General features: G+C 67.2%; 9 protein-coding genes and 1 tRNA gene. All 10 read left to right on the forward strand.

Annotation, left to right across the window (positions count from 1 at the left end; all coding sequences use genetic code 11):
- Positions 1 to 158: 158 nt before the first annotated feature.
- The 10 genes from SB816_RS23295 (at position 159) to SB816_RS23340 (ending at position 21,931) form a co-directional block, all read left to right on the forward strand.
- On the forward strand, positions 159 to 1,247 hold the full coding sequence (locus SB816_RS23295; protein ID WP_410547603.1) for a methionine ABC transporter ATP-binding protein: 1,089 nt from the start codon (positions 159 to 161) through the stop codon (positions 1,245 to 1,247).
- On the forward strand, positions 1,204 to 1,857 hold the full coding sequence (locus SB816_RS23300) for a methionine ABC transporter permease (RefSeq protein WP_006388812.1): 654 nt from the start codon (positions 1,204 to 1,206) through the stop codon (positions 1,855 to 1,857). The genes SB816_RS23295 and SB816_RS23300 overlap by 44 nt, the downstream gene beginning before the upstream one ends.
- Before the next feature lie 49 nt (positions 1,858 to 1,906).
- A complete protein-coding gene (locus SB816_RS23305; protein WP_049071433.1) occupies positions 1,907 to 2,704 on the forward strand; it encodes a MetQ/NlpA family ABC transporter substrate-binding protein in 798 nt (265 codons plus the stop codon).
- Between the two features lie 216 nt (positions 2,705 to 2,920).
- Positions 2,921 to 2,996, forward strand: a tRNA-Lys gene (locus SB816_RS23310).
- Positions 2,997 to 3,235: 239 nt separating this feature from the next.
- Complete coding sequence (locus tag SB816_RS23315) at positions 3,236 to 3,382, forward strand: hypothetical protein (RefSeq protein ID WP_167517694.1); 147 nt, start codon at positions 3,236 to 3,238, stop codon at positions 3,380 to 3,382.
- A 446-nt stretch (positions 3,383 to 3,828) separates the two neighbouring features.
- A complete protein-coding gene (locus SB816_RS23320; protein WP_395757379.1) occupies positions 3,829 to 5,205 on the forward strand; it encodes a TolC family protein in 1,377 nt (458 codons plus the stop codon).
- The gene (locus SB816_RS23325; RefSeq protein ID WP_410547604.1) at positions 5,202 to 7,373 is read left to right on the forward strand and encodes an ATP-binding cassette domain-containing protein; all 2,172 of its coding nucleotides are present in this window, start codon (positions 5,202 to 5,204) and stop codon (positions 7,371 to 7,373) included. Before SB816_RS23320 ends, SB816_RS23325 begins: the two co-directional genes overlap by 4 nt.
- The gene (locus SB816_RS23330) at positions 7,370 to 8,608 is read left to right on the forward strand and encodes an HlyD family efflux transporter periplasmic adaptor subunit (RefSeq protein ID WP_336236204.1); all 1,239 of its coding nucleotides are present in this window, start codon (positions 7,370 to 7,372) and stop codon (positions 8,606 to 8,608) included. Before SB816_RS23325 ends, SB816_RS23330 begins: the two co-directional genes overlap by 4 nt.
- A 65-nt stretch (positions 8,609 to 8,673) precedes the next feature.
- Positions 8,674 to 20,877 (forward strand): hypothetical protein, encoded by a 12,204-nt coding sequence (locus SB816_RS23335; RefSeq protein ID WP_410547605.1) that lies wholly within the window; start codon positions 8,674 to 8,676, stop codon positions 20,875 to 20,877.
- Positions 20,878 to 20,887: 10 nt separating this feature from the next.
- Positions 20,888 to 21,931, forward strand: coding sequence for a hypothetical protein (locus SB816_RS23340; protein ID WP_410547606.1), 1,044 nt, complete (start codon positions 20,888 to 20,890; stop codon positions 21,929 to 21,931).
- Positions 21,932 to 21,937: the final 6 nt, after the last annotated feature.

The raw sequence follows: 21,937 nt of genomic DNA on the forward strand, positions 1-21,937 counted from the left end.
GTTCGCCGGCCGCCGATGAAAAAGGGCAGTCAGGAAGGCTTTCCTTCCCGACTGCCCTTTACGTCTTTGCGCGGACGCATCTTATATTACTGTTAGTTATTAAAAATGGAAAAAACGGTCGTTCTCTTTAGAAGAGAAAAGATACAAAATCGCTTGCCATGATTCAGATCGAGAACCTATCCAAGACCTACGCCACGCCGCACGGCCAGTTCCAGGCGCTGCGTGGCATCAACCTGCACATCCAGCAGGGCGAGGTCTTCGGCATCATCGGCCCCAGCGGGGCCGGTAAAAGCACGCTGGTCCAGTGCATCAACCTGCTGGAGCGTCCCAACGAGGGCTCCATCGCCATCGGCGGCCAGGCGCTGACCGGGCTGAGCGAGGCGCAACTGCGCGCGCAGCGCCGCCGCATCGGCATGGTGTTCCAGGGCTTCAACCTGCTGTCGCGCCGCACGGTGTACGGCAACGTGGCGCTGCCGCTGGAAATCGCCGGCGTCGCCAAGAGCGAGATTCCGGCCCGCGTCGAACGCCTGCTGGCCCTGGTGGGCCTGGAGCACCTGCGCGACCGTTATCCCAGCCAGATCAGCGGAGGCCAGAAGCAGCGCGTCGGCATCGCGCGCGCCCTGGCCAACAATCCGGACGTGCTGCTTAGCGACGAGGCCACCTCCGCGCTCGATCCCGAGACCACCCACAACATCCTGGCGCTGCTGCGCGACATCAACCGCAAGACCGGCGTGACCGTGGTCATGATCACGCACCAGATGGAAGTGGTGCGCGAGGTCTGCGACCGCGTGGCCGTGCTGTCGCAGGGCGAAGTGGTCGAGATGGGCAGCACCCGCGAAGTGTTCGCGCAGCCGCGCCACGAAGTGACCCGCGCCATGGTGTCGGCCGCGACCGCGTCGGACCTGACCGACGCCACGCTGGCCGCCGTCAAGCAGCGCATCGAGGCGCTGGCCGCCGCCAAGCCGGGCCAGGCCGTGCGCCTGCTGCGCCTGTCGCTGACCGGCACCGACGCGTCGGGCTCGTTCCTGTCCGACCTGTCGACGCAGTATTCGCTGGACGTGGGCCTGGTGCAGGCGCGCGTCGAAGACATCCAGGGCGTGGCCGTCGGCACGATGTTCGTGCTGGCCCAGGGCACGCCCGTCGCGGTCAAGGACGCCATCGCCGCGTTGACCGCCCGTGACATCACCGTTGAAGAAATCGCTCATGAGCCCGCAACTGATCGACCTGCTTATTACGTCGCTGCTTGACACCCTGCTGATGGTGGGCGTGGCCAGCGCCATCGCGGTGCTGGTCGGCATTCCGCTGGGCGTGATCCTGACCGTCACCGCGCGCGGCAACATGCTGGAGAACCAGGCCGTCAACCACGCGCTGGGCGCGGTCATCAACGCCACCCGCTCGGTGCCGTTCGTGATCCTGATGGTCGCCATCATTCCGTTCACGCGCCTGGTGGCGCAGACCTCGATCGGCACCACCGCCGCCATCGTGCCGCTGTCGGTGGCCGCGATCCCGTTCATGGCGCGCATCGCCGAGAACGCCATGCGCGAAGTCGATCCGGGCCTGATCACGGCCGCGCGCGCCATGGGCGCCTCGCCGATGCAGATCATCATGAAGGTGCTGCTGCCCGAGGCGCTGCCCGGCCTGATCGCCGCCACCATCGTCACCGTGGTCAGCCTGATCGGCTACTCGGCTATGGCCGGCGCCATCGGCGGCGGCGGCCTGGGCGACCTGGCGATCCGCTACGGCTACCAGCGCTTCCAGTCCGACGTGATGGCCGCGGTGGTCATCGTGCTGATCGTGCTGGTGCAACTGATCCAGAGCCTGGGCGACCGCTACGTGCGCCGCATCTCGCATCGTTGAGCACACCGAACATTCTTCTCCTCCTTCCGACATCCGGGAAATTCGCAACATGAGCATCAAGGTTTTGAAGTCGCTGGCCGCGTTCGCCCTCGGCGCCGCCGTATTCGCCCAGCCCGCGCTGGCCCAGGACAAGCCCCTGAAGGTTGGCGTCACCGCCGGCCCGCACGCCCAGATCTTCGACGTGGTCAAGCAGGAAGCCGCCAAGCAGGGCCTGAACATCCAGGTGATCGAGTTCACCGACTACGTGCAGCCCAACGTCGCGCTGGCCTCGGGCGACCTGGATCTGAACAGCTACCAGCACCAGCCGTACCTGGACAACGCCAACGCCGACCGCGGCTACAAGCTGGTCAGCATCGCCAAGACCGTGATCTTCCCGATCGGCATCTACAGCAAGAAGATCAAGTCGCTGTCCGAGCTGAAGGAAGGCGCCCGCATCGCGCTGCCGAACGACCCGACCAACGGCGGCCGCGCCCTGTTGCTGCTGCAGGCCAATGGCCTGATCAAGCTGCGTCCGGAAGCCGGCCTGAAGGCCACCCCGATCGACGTCATCGAGAACCCGAAGAAGCTGCGCTTCATCGAACTGGACGCCGCCCAGTTGCCGCGTTCGCTGGACGACACCGACGCCTCCGCCGTGAACACCAACTTCGCGCTGGAAGCGGGCCTGAACCCGGCCACCGACGCCATCGCCCAGGAATCGCCCAACTCGCCGTACGCCAACGTGCTGGTGGTGCGTGAAAAGGACAAGGACCGTCCCGAGTTCGCCAAGCTGGTCAGCATCTACCACAGCCCGGCCGTGAAGCAATTCATCGAGACCAAGTTCAAGGGCGCGGTGGTGGCTGCCTGGTAAGCCAGGTTCGCCTCCCCGATGCAGAACGGCCGCGCAAGCGGCCGTTTTCCATTGAGGCGGGCCGAACGGCCGTTTCACGGTCCCGCCGCGGCGCGCGGCGGGGTGCGTGCACCGGCGCCGCTGGCGGACAGCGATCGCCAGTTCCGGCGTGAAGGCATCCTGGCCTCTATTTTTTGACAAGGTCCACGAAATCAGCCATAATTTCGGGCTTCGGTCGGGCTGATAGCTCAGTCGGTAGAGCAGCGGACTTTTAATCCGTTGGTCGCGAGTTCGAGTCTCGCTCAGCCCACCACCCCGAATTCTCGCTTGAGCCCAAGCTCTCCATCCCCGGGGAGCTTGATGCCATGGCACCCAAAAACGCCGCTTTCGAAGCGGCGTTTTTTTTTGCGCGGCTCCTCGCCTGGAGCCGCGCCGGTATCCGAGTACCGGTGCTCCCCGGCGGGCCGCTGCGCGGCGCGCCGCTTCAGGATTCGCGACCGACCCTTGGGCTCTGATCGAGCCGTCTCCCGCCGATCGACCGATCTGGCCGCAATGGCCATCGTGGTGTGCGGGCCGATTCCGCAGCCGTTGTTGATCGGCCACTTTCTTGCGGATGAATCAGATTCCCGGGAAAGAGCGGTTTCCTTTTATCCGAATATCACGCCATCTGAGCAGCTCGACGGAAATAATTCGAGCTGAAAATACCATTATTGGAAATGGCTTCGGATAATATAAGACCAAGCCGCGGTTTTATAAATATCTATGTGTTTTATTTGTCCTGCTTCCCGCAATAATAATTATTAGGGTGCGGCGTGCGCATTGACATTCGATTGCTCCATCGAAATTAATACCTATGGCGTTACGCATGACGCGTGTGCCGCAAGTGCTCTAATTCATTAGCCAAATCGCCTCGATTCTCGCGAAGGAATCGTGCCGGCGGGGTTATTTCCTTGCTGAATGCACGAAGCGATTTCAATTGGAATCGCTGGATTTCATCCAGGTGGAAATAATGGCTTGCAGGGCCGTTTTTTTGTCGTCGTAATAATGAAAAAATATAAAACTGAAATGCAGGCGGGTTGCAATGCCGATTGGCAAATGCACCGATGCGCAACGATTGTCGTGTCCGTAATGGATGCGGGTACGTCATGGTCGTCCTGATGTCCGGGGCGGGCCGATCCCGGTCATGGGTAGCAATGCGCTGGTGCGCGGGCGCCGTCGTCGCGATGGCCCTGGTCGCGACGGGCGGCACGGCCGGGGCCGGTGTGACCGGCGGCAAGACAGCGTCGGTTGGCGCGCCCGCGGGTGCCTCCGGGCCCGGGGAGGCTCCAATCACATTGCAGGCCCTGGTCGAGGCGGCGATGCGCGGCCATCCGCTCGCGCGTGGCGCGCAGCAAGAGCTGGACGCGGCCAAGGTCGACGTGGACGCGGCCCGGCGGCGCTGGTGGCCTTCGGCGTCCCTGGTCATGGAGTCGCACTCGACTTCCGTCAACTCGCCCGCATCGCGGGGCGCCCAACTCGAGCAGACGCTATGGGATGGCGGCCAGATCAATGCCAATATCGACCGGGCGCGCGCGGATGTGAGCAAGAGCGAGGCGCGGGTCACATGGCAGCGCCAGCAACTGGCGCTGCAGGTCATCGGCGCCTGGCAGTCGCTGATCAGCGCCCGAGACCGGATTGCCATTTCCGAGGCAACCATGACCCGGCTGCGCGGCTACGAAGCCCAGATGCGCCGCCGGGTGGCGGCCGATGCTTCGCCGGCGGTCGACATCGAATTGGCGCTGTCGCGCCTGCGGCAGACGGAAGTCGACCTGACGACGGCGCGTTCCGCCCTGCGGCTGGCGGCACAACGGATCGAGCAATTGTCGGGCGTGGCCGGGCTGGACGCTGAGGCCGACACGCTGGCCGCGTGGCCCGACGCGCAGCAGGTCAAAGACGTTTCGGCCCGCTTGCTGGCGGAAGACGTCGGCGCCCAGGCATGGGACAGCGCGGCCGTGAAAATGGCCCAGGGCGATGTGGCCGTCATGCGGGCCCAGCTCGACGCCAAGTCGGCGCAACGTTGGCCGACGGCCTACCTGCGCGTCAACCGCCCATTGGGCGATGCCTATCCGGGCGCGCGCACCGACCGTGGCGTATCCGTGTTCGTGGGCCTGCGCTATACGCCGGGCGCAGGGTTCTCGACCGGTGTCGAGGCCGATGCCCTGCGCGAGCGCGTGTCGGCGGCAAGCATGGCCGTGGACGCGGCCTGGCTCGAACAGCGCGAGGCGATGCTCGGCGATATCGATCAGATCGCGGCGGCCGAGAATCAGTTGGCGGCGCTGGAGAGCGCCGTCACCGGCTCGCAGCACGTGCTCGACTCCTATTCCCGTCAGTTCACCGCCGGACGCAAGACCTGGATCGACCTGTTGAATGCCGTGCGGGAACTGGCGCAGAACCAGTACGCCCGGGCCGACTCGCAGGCCGCGCTGGCCGCGGCCGCCTATCGCCTGCAGGTGCGCCTGGGCGCGACGGAGCTGGCGCCGTGAGCGCCGTCCCCAAGATGGAACCGCTGGACACGTTGGCCTGGGCCTTGAACCGGTTGGCCACGTTGCAGGGTTCGGTGCTGGATCCGCTGCAATTGCGGTCCGGCCTGCGCCAATGCGCCGGCGTCCAGCAGCCTGCCGAGTTGCTTGCCCTGTTGTGCCGCCTGCTGGGGGTGGGGGCGCCGCAGCGGCTGCGGCGTCCCGATGCGGCGCATTTGCCGCTGCTGTGCCATCTGCCGGACGGCCAGTGGGGCATCGTGACCGACCTGGCGCCCACGGGCGACTGGATGGTGGCATGCGGCACCGTCACCCAGGCGTTCGCGAGCGCCGCGCTGCAAGACCGCTGCACGCGGATGCAACTGGCGCCGGCGGGCTCTTCCGCGGTCAGCGGCCATCCGGTCGGGCCGGCACCGGCCGAGACCTTCCGCTCGCGTCGCAACGCGGCCATCCGGCCGTACCGCGGCGCGTTGATCGAGGCGTGCGTCGGCTCCGTGATGGTCGGCCTGCTGGCGCTGGCCACCTCCATGTTCTCGATGCAGGTGTATGACCGTGTCATCCCCACGCGTGGCGAGTACACCCTGTTCGTGCTGGCGACCGGGGTATTGATCAGCGTCCTGATCGAACTCGCCGTCAAGATCGCCCGGGCCCGCGTGATGGATCACGTGGTGGTCGGGGTCGACGGCATGCTTTCGCGCGACATCTTCCATCGCCTGATGTCGCTGCGCATCGATCAGGTGCCGGCTTCCGTCGGTTCGCTGGCGGCGCAGATCCGCGGCTACGAACAGGTTCGCGCGTTCTACACCGCGTCTTCGTTGTTCGCGCTGGTCGACTTGCCGATGGCACTGGTGTTCGTGGCGATCGTGATGGCGCTGGCTACGCCGGCGGTGGGCCTGGTGTTGCTGGGGTTCGCGCTGGTCGCGCTGTTCATCGGCCTGGCATCGCAGCGCCGGATCGCGCGCCAGGCCAAGGAGGGCGCGGCGTATGCCAATCTCAAGACGGGCCTGCTGGTGGAGGCCGTCGAAGGGGCCGAGACCATCAAGGCCGGCGCGGGCGGATGGCGCTTCCTGTCGCGCTGGCTCGATGTCAGCGCGCGGACCATCGCCAATGATCTCAAGATGCGCCACTTGAGCGAAAACGTGGGGTATCTGGGCGGCTCCATCCAGCAACTCAGCTATGCCTCGTTGATCGTCGTGGGCGCCCTGACGGTGATGCACGGCGAGATGACCACCGGCGCCCTGATCGCCTGCTCCATCCTGAGCGGCCGGATCCTGAATCCGATCCTGGCGGTGCCGGGCTTGATGATCCAGCGCGCGCATGCGCTGGCCGCCGAGGACGGCCTGGAAAAACTCTATCAACTCAAGACCGACAACCACGGCGTGCGGCGTCCGCTGGCGCCGGAGCGGATCGAAGGACGCTTCGCGCTCGAAGACGTGTCGTTCGCCTATGGCGACAATCCCGTGGCCCTGCGCGTGCCGAACCTGCGTATCCAGCCGGGTGAAAGAATCGCGGTGGTCGGGCCGATCGGGTCGGGCAAGTCGACACTGCTGCGCGTACTGACCGGCATGTACGTGCCGCAATCCGGGCGCGTGCTGCTGGACGACCTGGATCTGTCGCACATCAGCCGGCTGGCGTTGAGCCGGCAGATCGGCTACCTGCAGCAGGACCATCGCCTGTTCCAGGGAACCCTGCGCGAGAACCTCCTGATCGGGCTGCCCGATCCCGGCGACGAAGAGATCCTGCGCGCCATGCGCCGCACCGGCATGGATCGCATCGTGGCCGCGCATCCGAAGGGCCTGGACCGGCCCATCGTCGAAGGCGGGCGGGGATTGAGCGGCGGGCAGCGGCAACTGGTGGCGTTCACCCGCCTGGTGCTGTGCCGGCCGCGGATCATCCTGCTGGACGAGCCCACCGCGTCGATGGACGACGACCAGGAGCGCCGTTGCCTCGGCGTGTTGGCCGAAGAGGCGCGGGCCGGCGCGACGCTGGTGGTCGTGACCCACAAGCCCAATGTGCTGCCGTTGGTCGAGCGCGTCGTGGTCATGATCGGCAACGGCATCGTCAGGGACGGCCCGCGCGATGCGGTATTGAAAGACCTGGAGGCCGCCCGGCGCGATGATGATGCCCGGCGCGCCGCCGGGGCCTCGCTGGGCGTGGCCGGAGCGCAGGCATGAGCCGGCTGATCATTGATTCCCGCTCGCGCGGCAAGGGGAATGCCCTGGCGCCGATGTTGCCCGCGGACGGATCGGATGGGGTCTCGCTGGCCATGCCGCCGCGCCGGGCGCGCTGGTGCATGCGCGCCATGTTCGCCGGCCTGTGCGCGTTGCTGGCCTGGGCCGCGGTGGGCAAGATCGACCAGGTCACGCGGGCGCCCGCCCAGATCATCGCCGCCGCGCGCACCCAGGTGATCCAGTCGCCCGATGGCGGCATCATCACCCAACTGCATGTCAGCGAGGGCGACGTGGTCCATGCCGGCGACGTGCTGGCGACGCTGCAGGAAGAGCGGGCCCGCGCCGCCGTCAGCGACAGCAACGCCAAGGTGGCGGCGCTGCGGATCACGCTGGCGCGCCTGCATGCCGAGGTCTATGGCACCCCGCTGGCGTTCCCCTCGGATCTGCAGGATTACAAGGACTACATGCGCAATCAGCGCGACCTGTACCAGAAGCGCCGCACCGCGATCAAGGAAGACCTGGCGGCGCTGCGCAACATGCTGTCGCTCGCGCGCCAGGAACTGTCGATCAACCGCAAGCTGGTGGCCACGGGCGACGTCAGCCAGGCGGAGATCCTGCGGCTGCAACGCGCGGTCGCCGACATCGAGGCGCAGATGACCAGCCGGCGCAACAAGTATTTCCAGGACGCGCAGGCGGAAATGACCAAGGCGCAGGAAGACCTGACCAGCCAGACCGAGCAGTTGCGCGACCGCAACCAGGTGCTGGAACAGACGCGGCTGATCGCCACGGCCGATGGCATCGTCAACAACATCCGCGTCAACACGATAGGGGGCGTGGTGCGTCCCGGCGAGACGGTCATGGAAATCCTGCCGACCGGCGGCGACCTGCTGGCCGAGGCGCGGGTCGGACCCGCCGACATCGCCTTTGTCCAGGTGGGCCAGAGCGCCAACGTGCGCATCGATGCCTATGACTCGTCCATCTTCGGCGTCATGTCGGGCGAGGTGAGCTACATCAGCCCCGACGTGCTCCAGGAAGAGACGCGCCAGGGGCCTTCGCATTACTACCGCGTCCGCATCCTGATCCGGGAAGCGGAGTTCAAGCGCCATTCCTCCGAACAGATCCAACTGCGGCCGGGCATGACCGCCACCGTGGACATCAAGGCGCGCGAGCGCACGGTGCTTCAGTACCTCGCCAAGCCCATCACCAAGGGGTTGCAGCAATCGCTGGGTGAACGCTGACCTGCCTTGTCTTGCCGGGCGTGACAGGCCCGGGATTTTGATTCTCCTTTTGTGAAACCACCGCCATGAAAAATCGATTCAGGACGCTCTCCACCTTTGCCAAAGACGGCCGCATTCCGCTGAACTTCAAGCTCTCCGACGTCAAGGCCATGGCGATCGTCGGTGTCGACGTGGTCGCGCTGATGAAGGATGGCAGCCGAGTGCTGTTGCCCGGCCTGGCAGTGAAGATCCTGGAGCGCCCCTCGCCCGAATTGCAGTTCGATGACCAATCGCTGTCGGGTGCGGAGCTGTTCTCCAAGGTGGATATCGACAGCACCGCGCTCAAGGACGCCGCCGAGGCGCTGCAGGTGCCGATCTCCGAACCCACGACGCAAGAGACGCTCGGCTTCGCCGAGGAGGCGGCGGCCGTGCCGTCGGACAGCGCGCAGGGCGCGCCCAAGGAGGATGGCAAAGGCACGGGGGAACCCTTGGCCTGGTACCAGGAGTACGGCTGGATGTTCGGCGTGGTCGGCCTCGTTGGCCTGGCGCTGGGGCTGTCCAGCCAGAAGGGCAAGAGCAAGGGCAAGGAAGAAGACAGGCCGGCCGCGCCGGCGCCCGCGCCAGACGCCGGGGAGCAGCCGGAGGCTGGCGGGAGCACGCCGTCGCCGACGCCGGACCCTGACGGGGACACGCCGGCAAAGCCGGCCGTCACGGTCACGGGGGGCCTCGCGGCCGGGGTGTTCAACCATGCGCAGACGCTGTCGATTTCGCTGTACGACGGCCAGGGGCAGTCGCTGGGCGAGGGCGACCTGGTGCTGGGACCCGGCGGCCAGGTGCTGTCCTACCGCGCCGAACTGCCGTCCGACTATGTCGGCCTGGTGCGCGTGGTGGTGTCCGACAAGGCGCGCGACGGCCAGGGCTATATCGATGAATATCGCCAGGCCTTGGCGCTGGCCCAGGGGATGACGGCGGAGCAGGCGGCGCAATTCGCCGCGACGGATTTCCCCACGCTGAGCGCAATCGGCTACCGCGCCGAGGGGCAGACCGAACTGTCGATCTCGGTGACGCCGCTGACCGAACTCGTCACGCGCCTGGTGGGCGCGCCGGCCGATCCCTCCACGCCGCTTGACTGGGTGTCGGTCGAGCAGGTCAACGCGATGGCGGCCGCGGTGACCAAGCTCATGTCGCAGTTCACCAGCGATGCGCAGCTCGTCGACATCCTGGGGCCGGTGGTGGCCATCAATGCCGACACGTTCGCGCAGGCGTCGGTCGCGGCGCAGGCTTATGGCAAGGTGCTGGCGGCCCTGGCCGGCATGGATTCGGTGTCGGGCGCGCTGGGCAACACCCTGCAGCTTCTGGCCGGCGGCCTGGCGCCGGATGCCGATGGCGCCTTGCGGATCGCGCCGACGATCGAGGGCGCGGTCCTGCTGGCGGCCATGCAGGAAGCCAATGTGCTGCTCGGCAGGCTGGTCGATCCCGCCCTGTTCGATACCTTCACATTGCCGCAGATGCCCTGGGCGTCCGTGGCGGCGACGTTCACGGACGCGGAGGCGTCGCCCCTCCCCGCGCTCGATGCGCTGGGCAAGGATGCGCAGCCGTCGGTGACGGTGTCATGGACCGGCAGCGCCGACCGCATCAGCGCCGGCCAGCGCGTCGAGCTGCATCTGCTCGATGGCCGCACCATCCTGTCGCGCGTGTTGACGGCGGAGGACGTGGCCGCCGGCAGCGTGGTGCTGCGGGCCGGGGACTACGGCGAGAACACATTGGGCGAGGACGGCGCCAAGCGCTTGTTCGCGGCAATCGTCGACGACCAGGGCGAGTTGATCGCCGGATCCGACCTGCGGACCTATGGGTTGGTCAGCGTGGAGGTCGATGAGATCACCGGCCTGAGCGCCGATACCGGCGTTTCGCCCAGCGACTTCATCACCAATCAGCCGGTGCAGGCCGTGTCCGGCCACTATCTCGGCACGTTGGGGCCCAACACCCATATCGAGGTGTCGGCCGATGGCGGCAAGACCTGGGTGGAGGCCGAGGCGACGCCCGCCGCTGATGGCGCGAGCGGCGGCACCTGGGTCTCCGGCTTCCTGCGGCTGGACGGCGAAGGCGAGGACGCGCGGCTGCTGACGCGTGTGGCGGTGTCTGGTGTCGACGGCGAGCAGCCGTTGACGCTGCCCGGCGCCTCGCATGCATTCGTGCTGGACGTCACGCCGCCGGACGCCCGCGTGGCTTCCATCGACAGCATCAGCACGCCGTTCGCGGGCGCGGTGCTGCCGGGCGGCTTCCTGTTCACGCAGCCGGCGCAGACGATCCGCGGCAAGGTGCTTGGCACGGTGACCAGTGACGACCGGATCATGGTGTCGATCGACGGCGGCGCCACGTGGACCGTGGGCGAGCTGTCGGCCGACGGCGCGTCATGGAGCGTCGCGGTGGGATTCTCCAGGTACGGCGCGGGCGATATCCTGGCGCGCATCAGCGACGTGGCCGGCAACACGACGGAAACCGTGTCGCACCCGTACCAGTACACCGAGCCCACGCTGGTCGGCATACAGCCGACCCAGGCCGCGCAGATCGTCATGGTGGCCGACGACGTCGGCGATCCATCCACCGATCCCTACGATTTCGTGGGCGCGCTCAGTTCCAACATGAGCACCGACGATCGGCGGCCTTCCTTCAGCGGCACGCTCAGCGCGGCGCTGGAAGGCGACCAGGTGCTGGTGCTGGCCGATAGCCTGAACGGCGGGGCCGAACGCTTGCTGGGTTACGCCAACGTGGCGCCGGCCAGCGAGGGGCAACTGCCGCAATGGTCCTTCACGCCGGTGTCGGACATGGCGTTTGGCAGCCATCACGTCGTGGTCAAGGTGTTCTCGCCGGGCCTGGATGCGTACGCGCCGGTCTATCCCGAGGGCGTCGATGCCGACGCGCCGGACGCAACGTCCAACTGGGGCTCCTGGGACGTCAACGTGCAGTCGCTGACGTTCGACGGCGTGATCGTTCCGGGCGTGACCGAAGTCAACCTGTTGGAGACCACGAGTCCCGTGACGGACTACACCCAGCCCATCCTGACGGGCGCGCTGGGCAGCCTGCCCGCGCCAGGCGAGTACGTGGCCATCTACGACGCCCTCAATGGCGGCGCGCCGACACTGGTGGGCAAGGCGGACGTCACGCCTGCCAGCGAAGGCTCGGGAGCGACGTGGCGCTACGAATTCCCCGCTGACGGCGAACTAAGGGATGGCGTCCACCGGCTGCGCGCCGTGGTCGAGCGCGCCGGGCCGGAGGATGGGGCGCCACAGGCCCTGCTCAGCGCGGCTCCGCCTGCCGTCATCGTAAGCACCGAGCTGCCCGAGCAGCAGGTGGTGATCGACCAGGTCATGGATGACGTGGGCGTCTACACGGGCCTGATCGTCAGCGGCGCTTCCACCGACGACACGCAACCTTCGCTGTCCGGGACGCTGTCAGGCCCGTTGCTCGCCGGACAACGCCTGCAAGTCCGCGTGGAGGACGTCAACAATCCCGGCCGGTCCTTCTCCTACCAGCCGCAGATCGATGAAACGGGCCTTGCCTGGTCGCTGCGGATCGATCCCCCGCTGGCCGAGGGCAACTATCGCCTGATGGCGGGCGTGGTGAACGGCGGCGACGCCATGGGACCGCGGCATGCCGAATTCGATCTGCGTATCAACAGCCTGACCTTCAGCGAGCTGGATGACGCCGCCGGCCCCATCAGGGGCAATGTGTTCGACGGCGACGGTCCGTTCCTGACCGACGACCATGCGCCGGTGCTGCGCGGCCAACTGGGCACCGCGCTGGGAGAGGGCGAGGCGTTGCAGATCGTGGCGGCGCAAGAAGGGAAGGAGACGGTGCTGGGCCAGGCTTCGCTGATCGAGCGCCCGCAGGGCGGATTCACCTGGCAACTGGAGCTGGGCGCGTCGCAAGGCGGCGCGGGTGAGTTGCCGGAAGGGCATTCCACCTTGTCGGTGCGAGTGGTGGACACGGCCAGCGGGCAGATTCGTCTGGCGGTGGACCGGGAAATTGACTTCGATGATGGCACGCCCACGGGGGTCGTCAACATCACTGAGGTTCGTGACCAGATTCCGGGCAACAGCGGCTTCGTCGGCGCGCTGGCTCCCGGTCAGAGCACCGATGATCGCCGGCCGCTGATCTCGGGCGTGCTGCTGGACGGGAATACGCTGCCGGCATCGCGCGCAGTGCAGATCGTAGACTCCGTGAGACAGCCCGATGGCAGGGTGGTCGAGAACGTACTGGGCCTGGCCACGCTCAATGCCGACGCCGCCGACGGCAGTTGGCGCTTCACGCCGCCCGGAGGCCTGGAACTGGGTGACCATACGTTCTCGGCCCGGATCGTCAACCGGGCCAACGGGCAATTGGGACCGGTGGGCCAGACATTCACCGCCAGGGAAAGCCAACTGACCATCAACGCGGTCCAGGACAGTGTCGGTGCGCTGCAGGGCAATCTGCTGGATGCGAAGCTGTTCGCCCAGCCGCCCTTCACCGACGACGTGCGCCCGCAGTTGTCGGGCAGGCTGGGCATGCCGCTGGGGCCGAATGAGCGCGTCGCGGTCTATGATTCGGTCGATGGCACCGCTGCGGTCCTGCTGGGCGTGGCGACCGTGGCGGACACCACCTGGAGCTTCCAGCCAACCGCGGGTTTGAGCAACGGCGCGCACGGGTTCCAGGTCAGGGTGGAGCGGATCGTCGCCGGTGCAAGGCCTCAGGTCCTGCTGTCGGATTCGACGGTTCCCATCACGATCGACGCCGTCGCCCAGCCGGTGACGGCGGTGGTGCTGACGGTGAACGTAACCGATCGCGTGGGCGCCGATGGCTCGCAGGTGGGGCCGGTCGGCTTTCGCGCCAGCACCGACGACCGGAGGCCGGTCGTCAGCGGCACTCTGAGCGAGGCGGTGGGGGCGAGCCAGCAAGTGCAGGTGTTCCTGTCGCGCGAGGACGGCGCCATGCGCCGCCTGGGCGCGGCAACCCTGAACGGCGTCAACTGGACCTACACCCTGACCGAAGCATTGCCGGATGGGCTCGCGACGCTTCACGCGCGAGTGGTGGCGGTCAATTCGGGGCTGACCAGCAATACGCTGGCGACCTCGGTGAACGTGAACAGCATCCAGGTGTCCGAAGTGGTCGAACCGACCACGGGCGTCAATGTGCTGGGCCGGGATGGCCATGGCACCGCCGACAACCAAGTGACGCTGCGTGGCCAGCTCGGGGCGCCGCTGCTGCTGCCGTCGGAGCGGGTGACGATCTACGTGAAGGGCGAGGGCGCCGCGCTGTTCACGCCGGTTGGCGTGGCGAAGTTCGAGGCGAACGGCACCGACTGGACTTTCAGCCTGCCGCAAAGCAATGGCGCGCCGCGAGTCTGGCAGGAGGGACGCTACGAGGTGTCGGCGCGTATCGAGGATGCCTCCACGCGCGCGGTGCGGGCGGTGACGAAGGTGGGCTTCACGGTCGACACCCAGGTTCCCCAGGAACACGCGGAAATCGTCGGCTACGAAGACCACGCCGGGCCGCTGCAGGCCCTGTTGACGCAGGCGGGCGTCAGCACCGATGACACTCGCGGCATCGTGCGCGGCAAGCTCGACAAACCGATCAACGCCGATACCCGCCGCGTGGTGTTGTATGACCGTATCGACGGTCAGATGGTGCGGCTGGGAGAAGCCTTGGCCACGGACACCGAGTGGACTTTCCAGAACCGGGAACCGCTTGGGGCTGGTGTCCATACGTTCCTGGCGCGAGTCGAGAATATCGTATTGGGCAAGGAGGGCGATGCCTCGTCGGAATTCACCATCCATGTGCAACAGGTAACCCTGGACTCCATCGCGGATCCGGCGCACCTGGACCAGAACATCCTGCTGCCCGGGGTCGATGGCGCCTCGAAACAGGGGAAGTTCGTTTTTGGCGGTCACCTGGGCGCGCCGCTGGGAGAGGGCGAAGTCCTCAAGCTGGTTATCGACGATGTGCCTCGCGATGGCCATGTCACGTTCGATCAGGCCAGCCTGACGTGGTCGGGCACGCTGGCCGATGACGAAGTCCTCGGGGATGGCGCCCATGTCATCGCGGTCCAGGTCACGGACCATGACGGCGCCGAACTGCGGGCGGTGTCGGCATCGCATACGGTCTACATCGACGGTGGCGCGCCCACCGAGACCGCGACGATCAGCCAGGCCCGCGACATATACGGGGCGGGATCCTCATTCACGGGCGCCAACGCCACCGGGGTGCCGTCCGACGACGCGCTGCCACAGCTCAAGGGCACCGTTTCCGCGCGGCTGGCCGGCGGGCTGAGCGTGGCGGTGTACGGCCGCTTGCCCGGGCAGGCCGATCAGGTCCTCCTGGGCTATGCCACCGTGGATGCGAATGCCGAATGGACGTTCCAGGTCGACCGGGAGCTTCCCTTCGGCGACACGGTATTCAATGCCCGCGTGGTCAACCGGGCGGATCCTCAGACCCTGCAAGGCCCGCTTTCGTCGGACTTCGTCGTGCACCAGCAGTCCGTGAGCATCACGGCGCTGATCGATGACCAGGGGGATGTCCGCGGAGATCTGTTCGCGCTTGAATCCCTCGGGGCAAACGGACGCCCGGTCCTCATGCGCACCGACGACGCGCGTCCGACCTTGAAGGGCCATCTGGCCCAGCCGCTCGGCAGTGGCGAGGTGCTGGCGATCTTCCGAGGCAGCAACAGGCTCGGCGAGGCCCAGATGGACGCCGACGGAGTGTCGTGGTCCTTCACGCCGCAGGCGGACGTGGAGGCGGGCAGCCAGCGCTTCAGCGCCGTGCTGCTGACGTCCGACGGGGTGTCGCGCATGTCGGCGCAAACCCCGGAAATCACGGTGTCGACGCTGCGGCCGGGTCATGCGGTGGCCATCACGTCGGTGCTGGATTCGAACAATCTGCTGGGTACGTGGGACCGGACCGCGCGCGGGCAGGAGGTGCCGCGGCGCGAGGTGGTGACGACGGCGGTGCTCGACGATACGCGTCCGCGCTTGTCGGGCACCGTGGGGCAGGCGCTGAACGCCTTCGAGGTGCTGCGGGTCTACGCCGAGCATGACGGTGTTGTCCAACTGCTGGGCACGGCCAATACCGACGGCCTGACCTGGTCGTTGCGGCCGCCGGTATCGCTGCCGGCCGGCGCAAGCCATATTTACGCGGCCATCGAGAACAGAGGGGATAGCTTCGGCGCGGTGCGGTCGGATGCGGTCGATGTCAACGTGCTGTCGCTCTCGCCGATATCGGTGCAGGACCTGTCGGCGCAGGGCGCTGTCGAAACGCTGCGTCCGATCCTGCGGGCCAGGGTGAATACGGATAGAACGCAGGGACTGTCGGTGCGCGTGCTGGTCGATGGTGACGTGGCAGGCGAGGCGTCCGTCGGCGCGGACGGCGCGTGGACGTTCCAACTGCGCGCGGACCTGGCGACGGGCATGCACCGGGTCGAATACGTGTTGCTCGATGGCGGCGTGCCGGTCGAGGCGGTACGGAGCCTGGCGCCCGTTAATGTCATGGTGAGCGGCGCCGATGCGCCCGCGTTCGGCGTCACGTTGACGACAGGCGCCGAGCCCATCTTCACCGACCGCGGCTTGACGATGCTGACCGGCACCACCACCGAGGCGGTGACGCCGGGCATGGGCGTCATGGTGTCCATCGATGGCAAGGACGTGGGGGTGGCCGGGTTCGATGCCTCGGGTACCAATTGGTCCTACACGCTGTGGGCGCAGTCGCCGGGCGCCCACCAAGTGGCTGTCAGACCGGTCAATCTGGCGACGCTGGCGCCGGCCCCGGACAGCGAGGCGCGGACCACCGTCTACCAGAATGCGATCACGATCGACGCGCCTGACAACGCGCAGCTCCTGGCGGACGGCGGACTGGTGGCGTTGATCGGCAGCGGCGACCTGATGTTGTCCGGCCACCTGGCGAGCGAGTTGCCGGCCGGGACCACGCTGCAGGTACGGCGCGATGGCGTGGCATTGGGAAGCGCGACGCTGGAAGGCAAGAAATGGAGCTATGCGCTGACGTCTTCCGATCAGTTGGCGGGGGATCATCAGTACAGCGTGGTGGCGCTGCCAGCGGGCGTGGATGCCGGGGATGCCAGCGTGGCGCCCGCGTTGTCGGCGCAGACGGCGTTGACGCTGGTGGCGGCCGGAAGCGGGCCGAGTCCGGATCTGTTCGCGTCGATCACGGGGCTGATAGACGGCCAGCGGCCGGGCCAGTTGAGCGCCAATTCCACCATCGAGGGCCAGATCGCGACATTGCGCGGCACCGTCAGCACCGCTTTGGGTGGACAGGATCAGATCGTGGTCTACGGACAACCGCAGGACGGCGAGCGGCAGCGGCTGGGCGTGGCCCGGATGTTGACCGACACGACCTGGGAGTTCCGGATAGGCGAGGCCCTGCCGTCGGGCTCCTACACGCTGAGCGCGATTCCCGAGAACCGGTTGACGGGGATCGGCAACGACATCGCCGCGGCGATAGCCAATTTCCAGGTCCAGCATCTCACCATCACCGAGCTGAACGACCAGACGGGGGCCTTGCAGGGCAACCTGCTGGATCAAGATCCAGGCTCGCGCCTGACCGACGAGGCCACTCCGCTCATCAAAGGCACATTGAGCGCGCCGCTGGCCGAGTTCGGGCAACGCCTGCGCGTGTCGGATACCTTCAATGGCGCCACCTCCGAGCTGGGCCAGGCCGTGATCGACAGGGCCGACCCGCTGAAATGGTCCTTCCGGCCGGATGCGCCGCTGCTGGACGGCCGGCACGTCCTGTCGGTGGAAGTGGTGGGGGCCACCACCGCCATTGCCGAGACCGGGGACAGCGTGTCCTTCCGCAAGGACAGCAGCACGCCCGCCCAGACCGTGTCGATCGTGACCGTGCGCGACGATGACGGCCCGGTCGTGGGCAATGTGCCGATGGGTGGGGACATCGACTTCCGGCGTCCGCTGGTTTCCGGCAGGCTCAGCGCGGCGTTGTCGAACGCGCAGGTGTTGCGCCTCTGGCAGGATGACGGCCAGGGCAACGTCAGCTACCTGGGTGACGCCAAGGTCACCGGAACCAATTGGCAATGGCGCAGCGACGTGGACATGGCGCTCGGCACCGTCAATCTGTTCGCGACAGTGGACAACGCGGCGCGGGCGGGTACCACCTATACCGCGCAGGATAGCGCGATCCATGGCAGGCCTTCGCCCACCTTCAGCTTCCACCTGCAAGGGCTGGAGGGCATCGAGGCCAGGGACGCCAAGGGCGTCGTGGTGGGGCAGAACACCAGTGAGCGGCAGTTCACGATCAGCGGAGCGCTGGCCGCGCCGCTGGCCGATGGCGAGTACGTGGAAATCCGCGATGGCGCCCAGGTCCTGGGACACGCCAGCGTTCAGGAGCAGCAGTGGCATTTCGACATCGAGGTGCCGCTGGGCAATGGCCGGCACGACTTCAAGATCTCGATCGGCGGCGCCGGCAACAGCCCCACGACGCCGTTGGTGTTCGAGTCGCTGCCCGTCAACGTGCATGACGCCGCGCAGGACCCCTTGCAGGCGGGGTTGATCGAGGCCGTGATCGCCCTGTCGACCGGGCAGGTGCTGTCGGCCGACAGCCGTTTCGACACGCTTGCGGCGCAAAGTGTCCGGCCTGGCCAGAGCCTGGATGGCAAGCGGGTCGGGATCTTCGGCACGCTGGCGCGGGAGCCGCGCGCCGGCGACCTGGTGCAGGTCTTCGACAACGACGTGCTGCTGGGCGCAGCCGCGGTTGTCGGCACGCGCTGGCGTTTCAACGCGCCGCCCTTGTCCGAGGGCGAACACACGTTCTCGCTGCGCATCAACGAGCAGCCGGTGCCCGCGCCGGATCCGGTCCATGCCGCTGCCTATCCGGTCGTGGTGCTGGGTGACGACGCCATCCGCATCGATGCGCTCGCCAGCCGCGTGGATCCGGCGCAAGCCTTGAACGGATCGTTGTCTCACGGCTTGGGACGGGACGAGGTCCTGGGCGTGTACCGCACGCTGAACGGCGAAACCGTGCGGCTGGGCGATGCCACGGTACAGGGCGCCGCGGACAAGGACGGCCGCTTCGCGTGGTCGTTCACCCCTGCCGCGGGCATGGGGCTGGGCGTGGGCGCACAGACCCTGACCGTGCAGGTCGAGGGGCCGACGCACACGCGCGTTGCCGCGGCGCAGGCGCTGCCCGTGCTCATCGACGAGGCTGCCATTGCGACAGCGGCGACGATATTGTCCGTGTCGACGCCCCAAGCCAGCGGATTGTCCGGCGTGGAGTCTGGCGCGACGATCGCCAGCGCCGCGCTGGTGGTGAGCGGGGCGCTGGACCGCGGTCTGCTGGGCAGCGAGCGGGTCGTCCTGTATGACGGCGATACCCGGATGGGCTACGCCAGCGTCCATGCCAATGGCCGCAACTGGACCTACGTGTCGCCAGGGCTGAACAATGGCTCGCACACGTTGACCGTGGCGGTGGAGAACGAACCGGGCGTCAAGGGGGCAACCTCGCAGCCGTTCGCGTTGACCATCGCCGCCCCTGCGCCGGGCCAGGTCGTCACGCCGGTCAGCGTTCAGAACGGCGACGCGGCGCTGGGCAGCGCGGTGCAGCTCGATACCGGCGGGTTCTCGGTATTCGCGTGGAATATGGGGAGTGCGCAGGCGACCAATATCAACAACATCTGGGCGACTTCCACGGCCAATCCCGCTGGCCAGGGGCAGTTGCCGGAGCTTAACTTCAGGGGGTACAACAGCGCGCTGCTGCCGGGTGTGCCGTATGCCACCATCGCCAACTACGTTGGCAGCGGCTGGTTCCACGTCAGCCCCGAACAGGCCGGCATCTGGACATTCCGATCGCCGGTGGTGGACGATTTCGAGATCGTCAGCGTCGATGGCGACCGGGTGATGGTCGGCCGCGAGTATCTGCGAAATGGCATCCAAGGCGACGTCAGCCTGGATGCGGGCTGGCACTACCTGCGGGTCGATACCGGCAACACCGGCGGGGTGGGGTCTTGGGTGATGCAATGGCGCCGCCCAGGCGAATCCGAGTTCAGCGTGATCCGCGACGTGCAAACCGGTCCGACCGAGCAGGGCGTGGCCCTGGGGGCGAAGGACACGGCGCACCACGTGAAGCTGGACTATACGTTGAGCGCGCCCCTGGGCAAGGGCGAGACGCTGCAGGTGGTCGACTTGACGGCGCATCGAACGGCAGAGGGGCTGCGCGTGCAGTTCTGGAACCTGCCCCAAGATGCCAACCGCAGCTTCCCGGACGCATTGGCGTTGACCGCGACCGTGGCGCCGGTGGTGTCCCGCATGGCCGACAACCTGCCCTACGATTGGCGGCACGCGTTCGACAGCGGCGTGACCATGTCCGACGCTTCGCTGATCGGGCGGGCGACGGGTTGGTTCCATGTCGCGCAGGCGGAGGCCGGCACCTGGCTGATCCGCAGCACGACCCGGGACGATCAGGTTCAGCTCAAAATCGACGGCTACACCCTGCTGTCGCCCGACAGGGGAATGCCCCACGGGCAGTATGCCTCCCTGCACCTGGAGGCGGGATGGCACTACCTGGATTCCACGCTGTTCCAGCAGGGGGTCCTGAGAGATGACTGGCATGTCAGCGTCATCAAGCCTGGAGAGACCGCCTTCGCGCCGCTGACCGGATTCGCGCAGTTCGAGTCCGCCGTGTTGGGCAACGCGGTCAACGAGGCCGGGGACCCCACCGCCTTCTCCTTCCAGGCCCAGGTCGACGATGGCCAGAGTCATACCTTGTTGGCGACCGTGACCCCGGCCGGCGCGGACGGGCCGGTGTCCGACCCGATGACGCATGGCGAGCCCGGCATGGTGTTCCTGGCCAATGGCGCCTTCGGCATCGTTGACAAGAAAGTCGAGGTCACGGGCGACGGGCAGTTGGTCGATTTCGCGCGCAGCCACGGCACGATCAACGCGGTGGATCTGGACGCCGACAAGGCGGCCCATGAGCAGGGCAACACCCTGGTCATGGACTCTACCGATGTGCGGCTGATGTCGGATGTTGGGTCGGCCATGTCCCTGAGCAACGACGGCTTGTTGAACGGCGCTTTCCGCCAGTTGGTGGTACAGGGAGGCGAGCACGATGTGCTGCAGTTCGGCCAACTGGGTGGCGCGCGGTTCTGGACGGAAAGCGGCCAGATCAAAGGGAACGACGGAGCCGATTACACGGTGTTCACCGAATCCTCACTGGCGCTGCAGGTGATCGTGGACACCCACGTCGCGCTTGCGCTGGACAGCGCGCTGCATTCCAGCGCCCATCCGGTCATCTGAGAGGGTTGTGATGCAAAGTCAATCTTCGTCAAACATCAACTACTGGCCGGGCTTCGTGGACGCCTTCTCCAACCTGGTGCTGGCGCTGGTCTTCGTGATCGTGATCCTGGCCATGTCGCTGGGGATGTTCAGCGGCATCATGGCCAAGATGGCGATCCAGCGGGCGCTGGTCGAGCAGCGCCTGGATGAATCGCGGGCGGCCTCGGCCTCCCTGGCGGGGGATGGCACGGGCGGAGCGTCGGCGGGCGGCAAGGATCCCGCCGCGCGGGCTGTCGCGCAGCCGCAGGCGCGCGACGGGGGCGATCAGGCGCAGGACGCACCTGCGGAGGAGGCGATGGATGCCTCCGATAGCGCCGACGATGTAAAGGCGCAGGCCTCGCCGCCCGCGCAGCCGGCATCGGCGCCGCCTGGCAGCGACCCGCGGCCTGAACAGACGGCGGAGGCAGGCGGTGACGCGCCGGGCATGCCGGCCGCCGTTCACGCCGAGCCCGCTTCCAGCGCCGATGTCAGGGCCGTGTCCGGTGGGCGCGAAGGCGCGGCGCGGGACGATGCCTCCCCCATGCGGGAGGCGCAGGCAAGCGCTGCCGCCGCCAGGGAGGAGGATGCCCTGGAGCATGCGACCTTGCGCCGCGAGAACGATGCCCTGCGGCAGGAACTGGCTGCCTTGCGCAAGAAGCAGGCTGCGCTGGAGCATGGGGCGGGGAACGGGGCGGGTCGCAACGAGGCGGGAGCGGGCAAACAGAAACCGGTCGACAAGTTCGGGCCGACGATGCCGCAGGAAGACCGCCGTTTCCGCCAGCAGATCGAGGACGACCTGCAACGCACGCTCAAGGAGTTCGAGGCGCGGCGCGACAGCGGCGCCAGCATCGACGTGGTGATCTATGTGCCGAATTACGCGCTTACCGAAAACAAGCGCACGGCTTTGTTCTATCTCATTTCTATCAAGGACTATTTGATGAAGCGGAAAGTGGCGCCCGGGCAGATCCGGATGCACATGACCCCGGCGCCCGCCGGGCAGAAAGACATGACGGTCTCCATGTCCGTCGAGCCTTGAGGAGCC

It is taken from the genome of Achromobacter sp. SIMBA_011 (assembly GCF_046535435.1).
GTDB classification, from domain to species: Bacteria; Pseudomonadota; Gammaproteobacteria; order Burkholderiales; family Burkholderiaceae_B; genus Achromobacter; species Achromobacter dolens.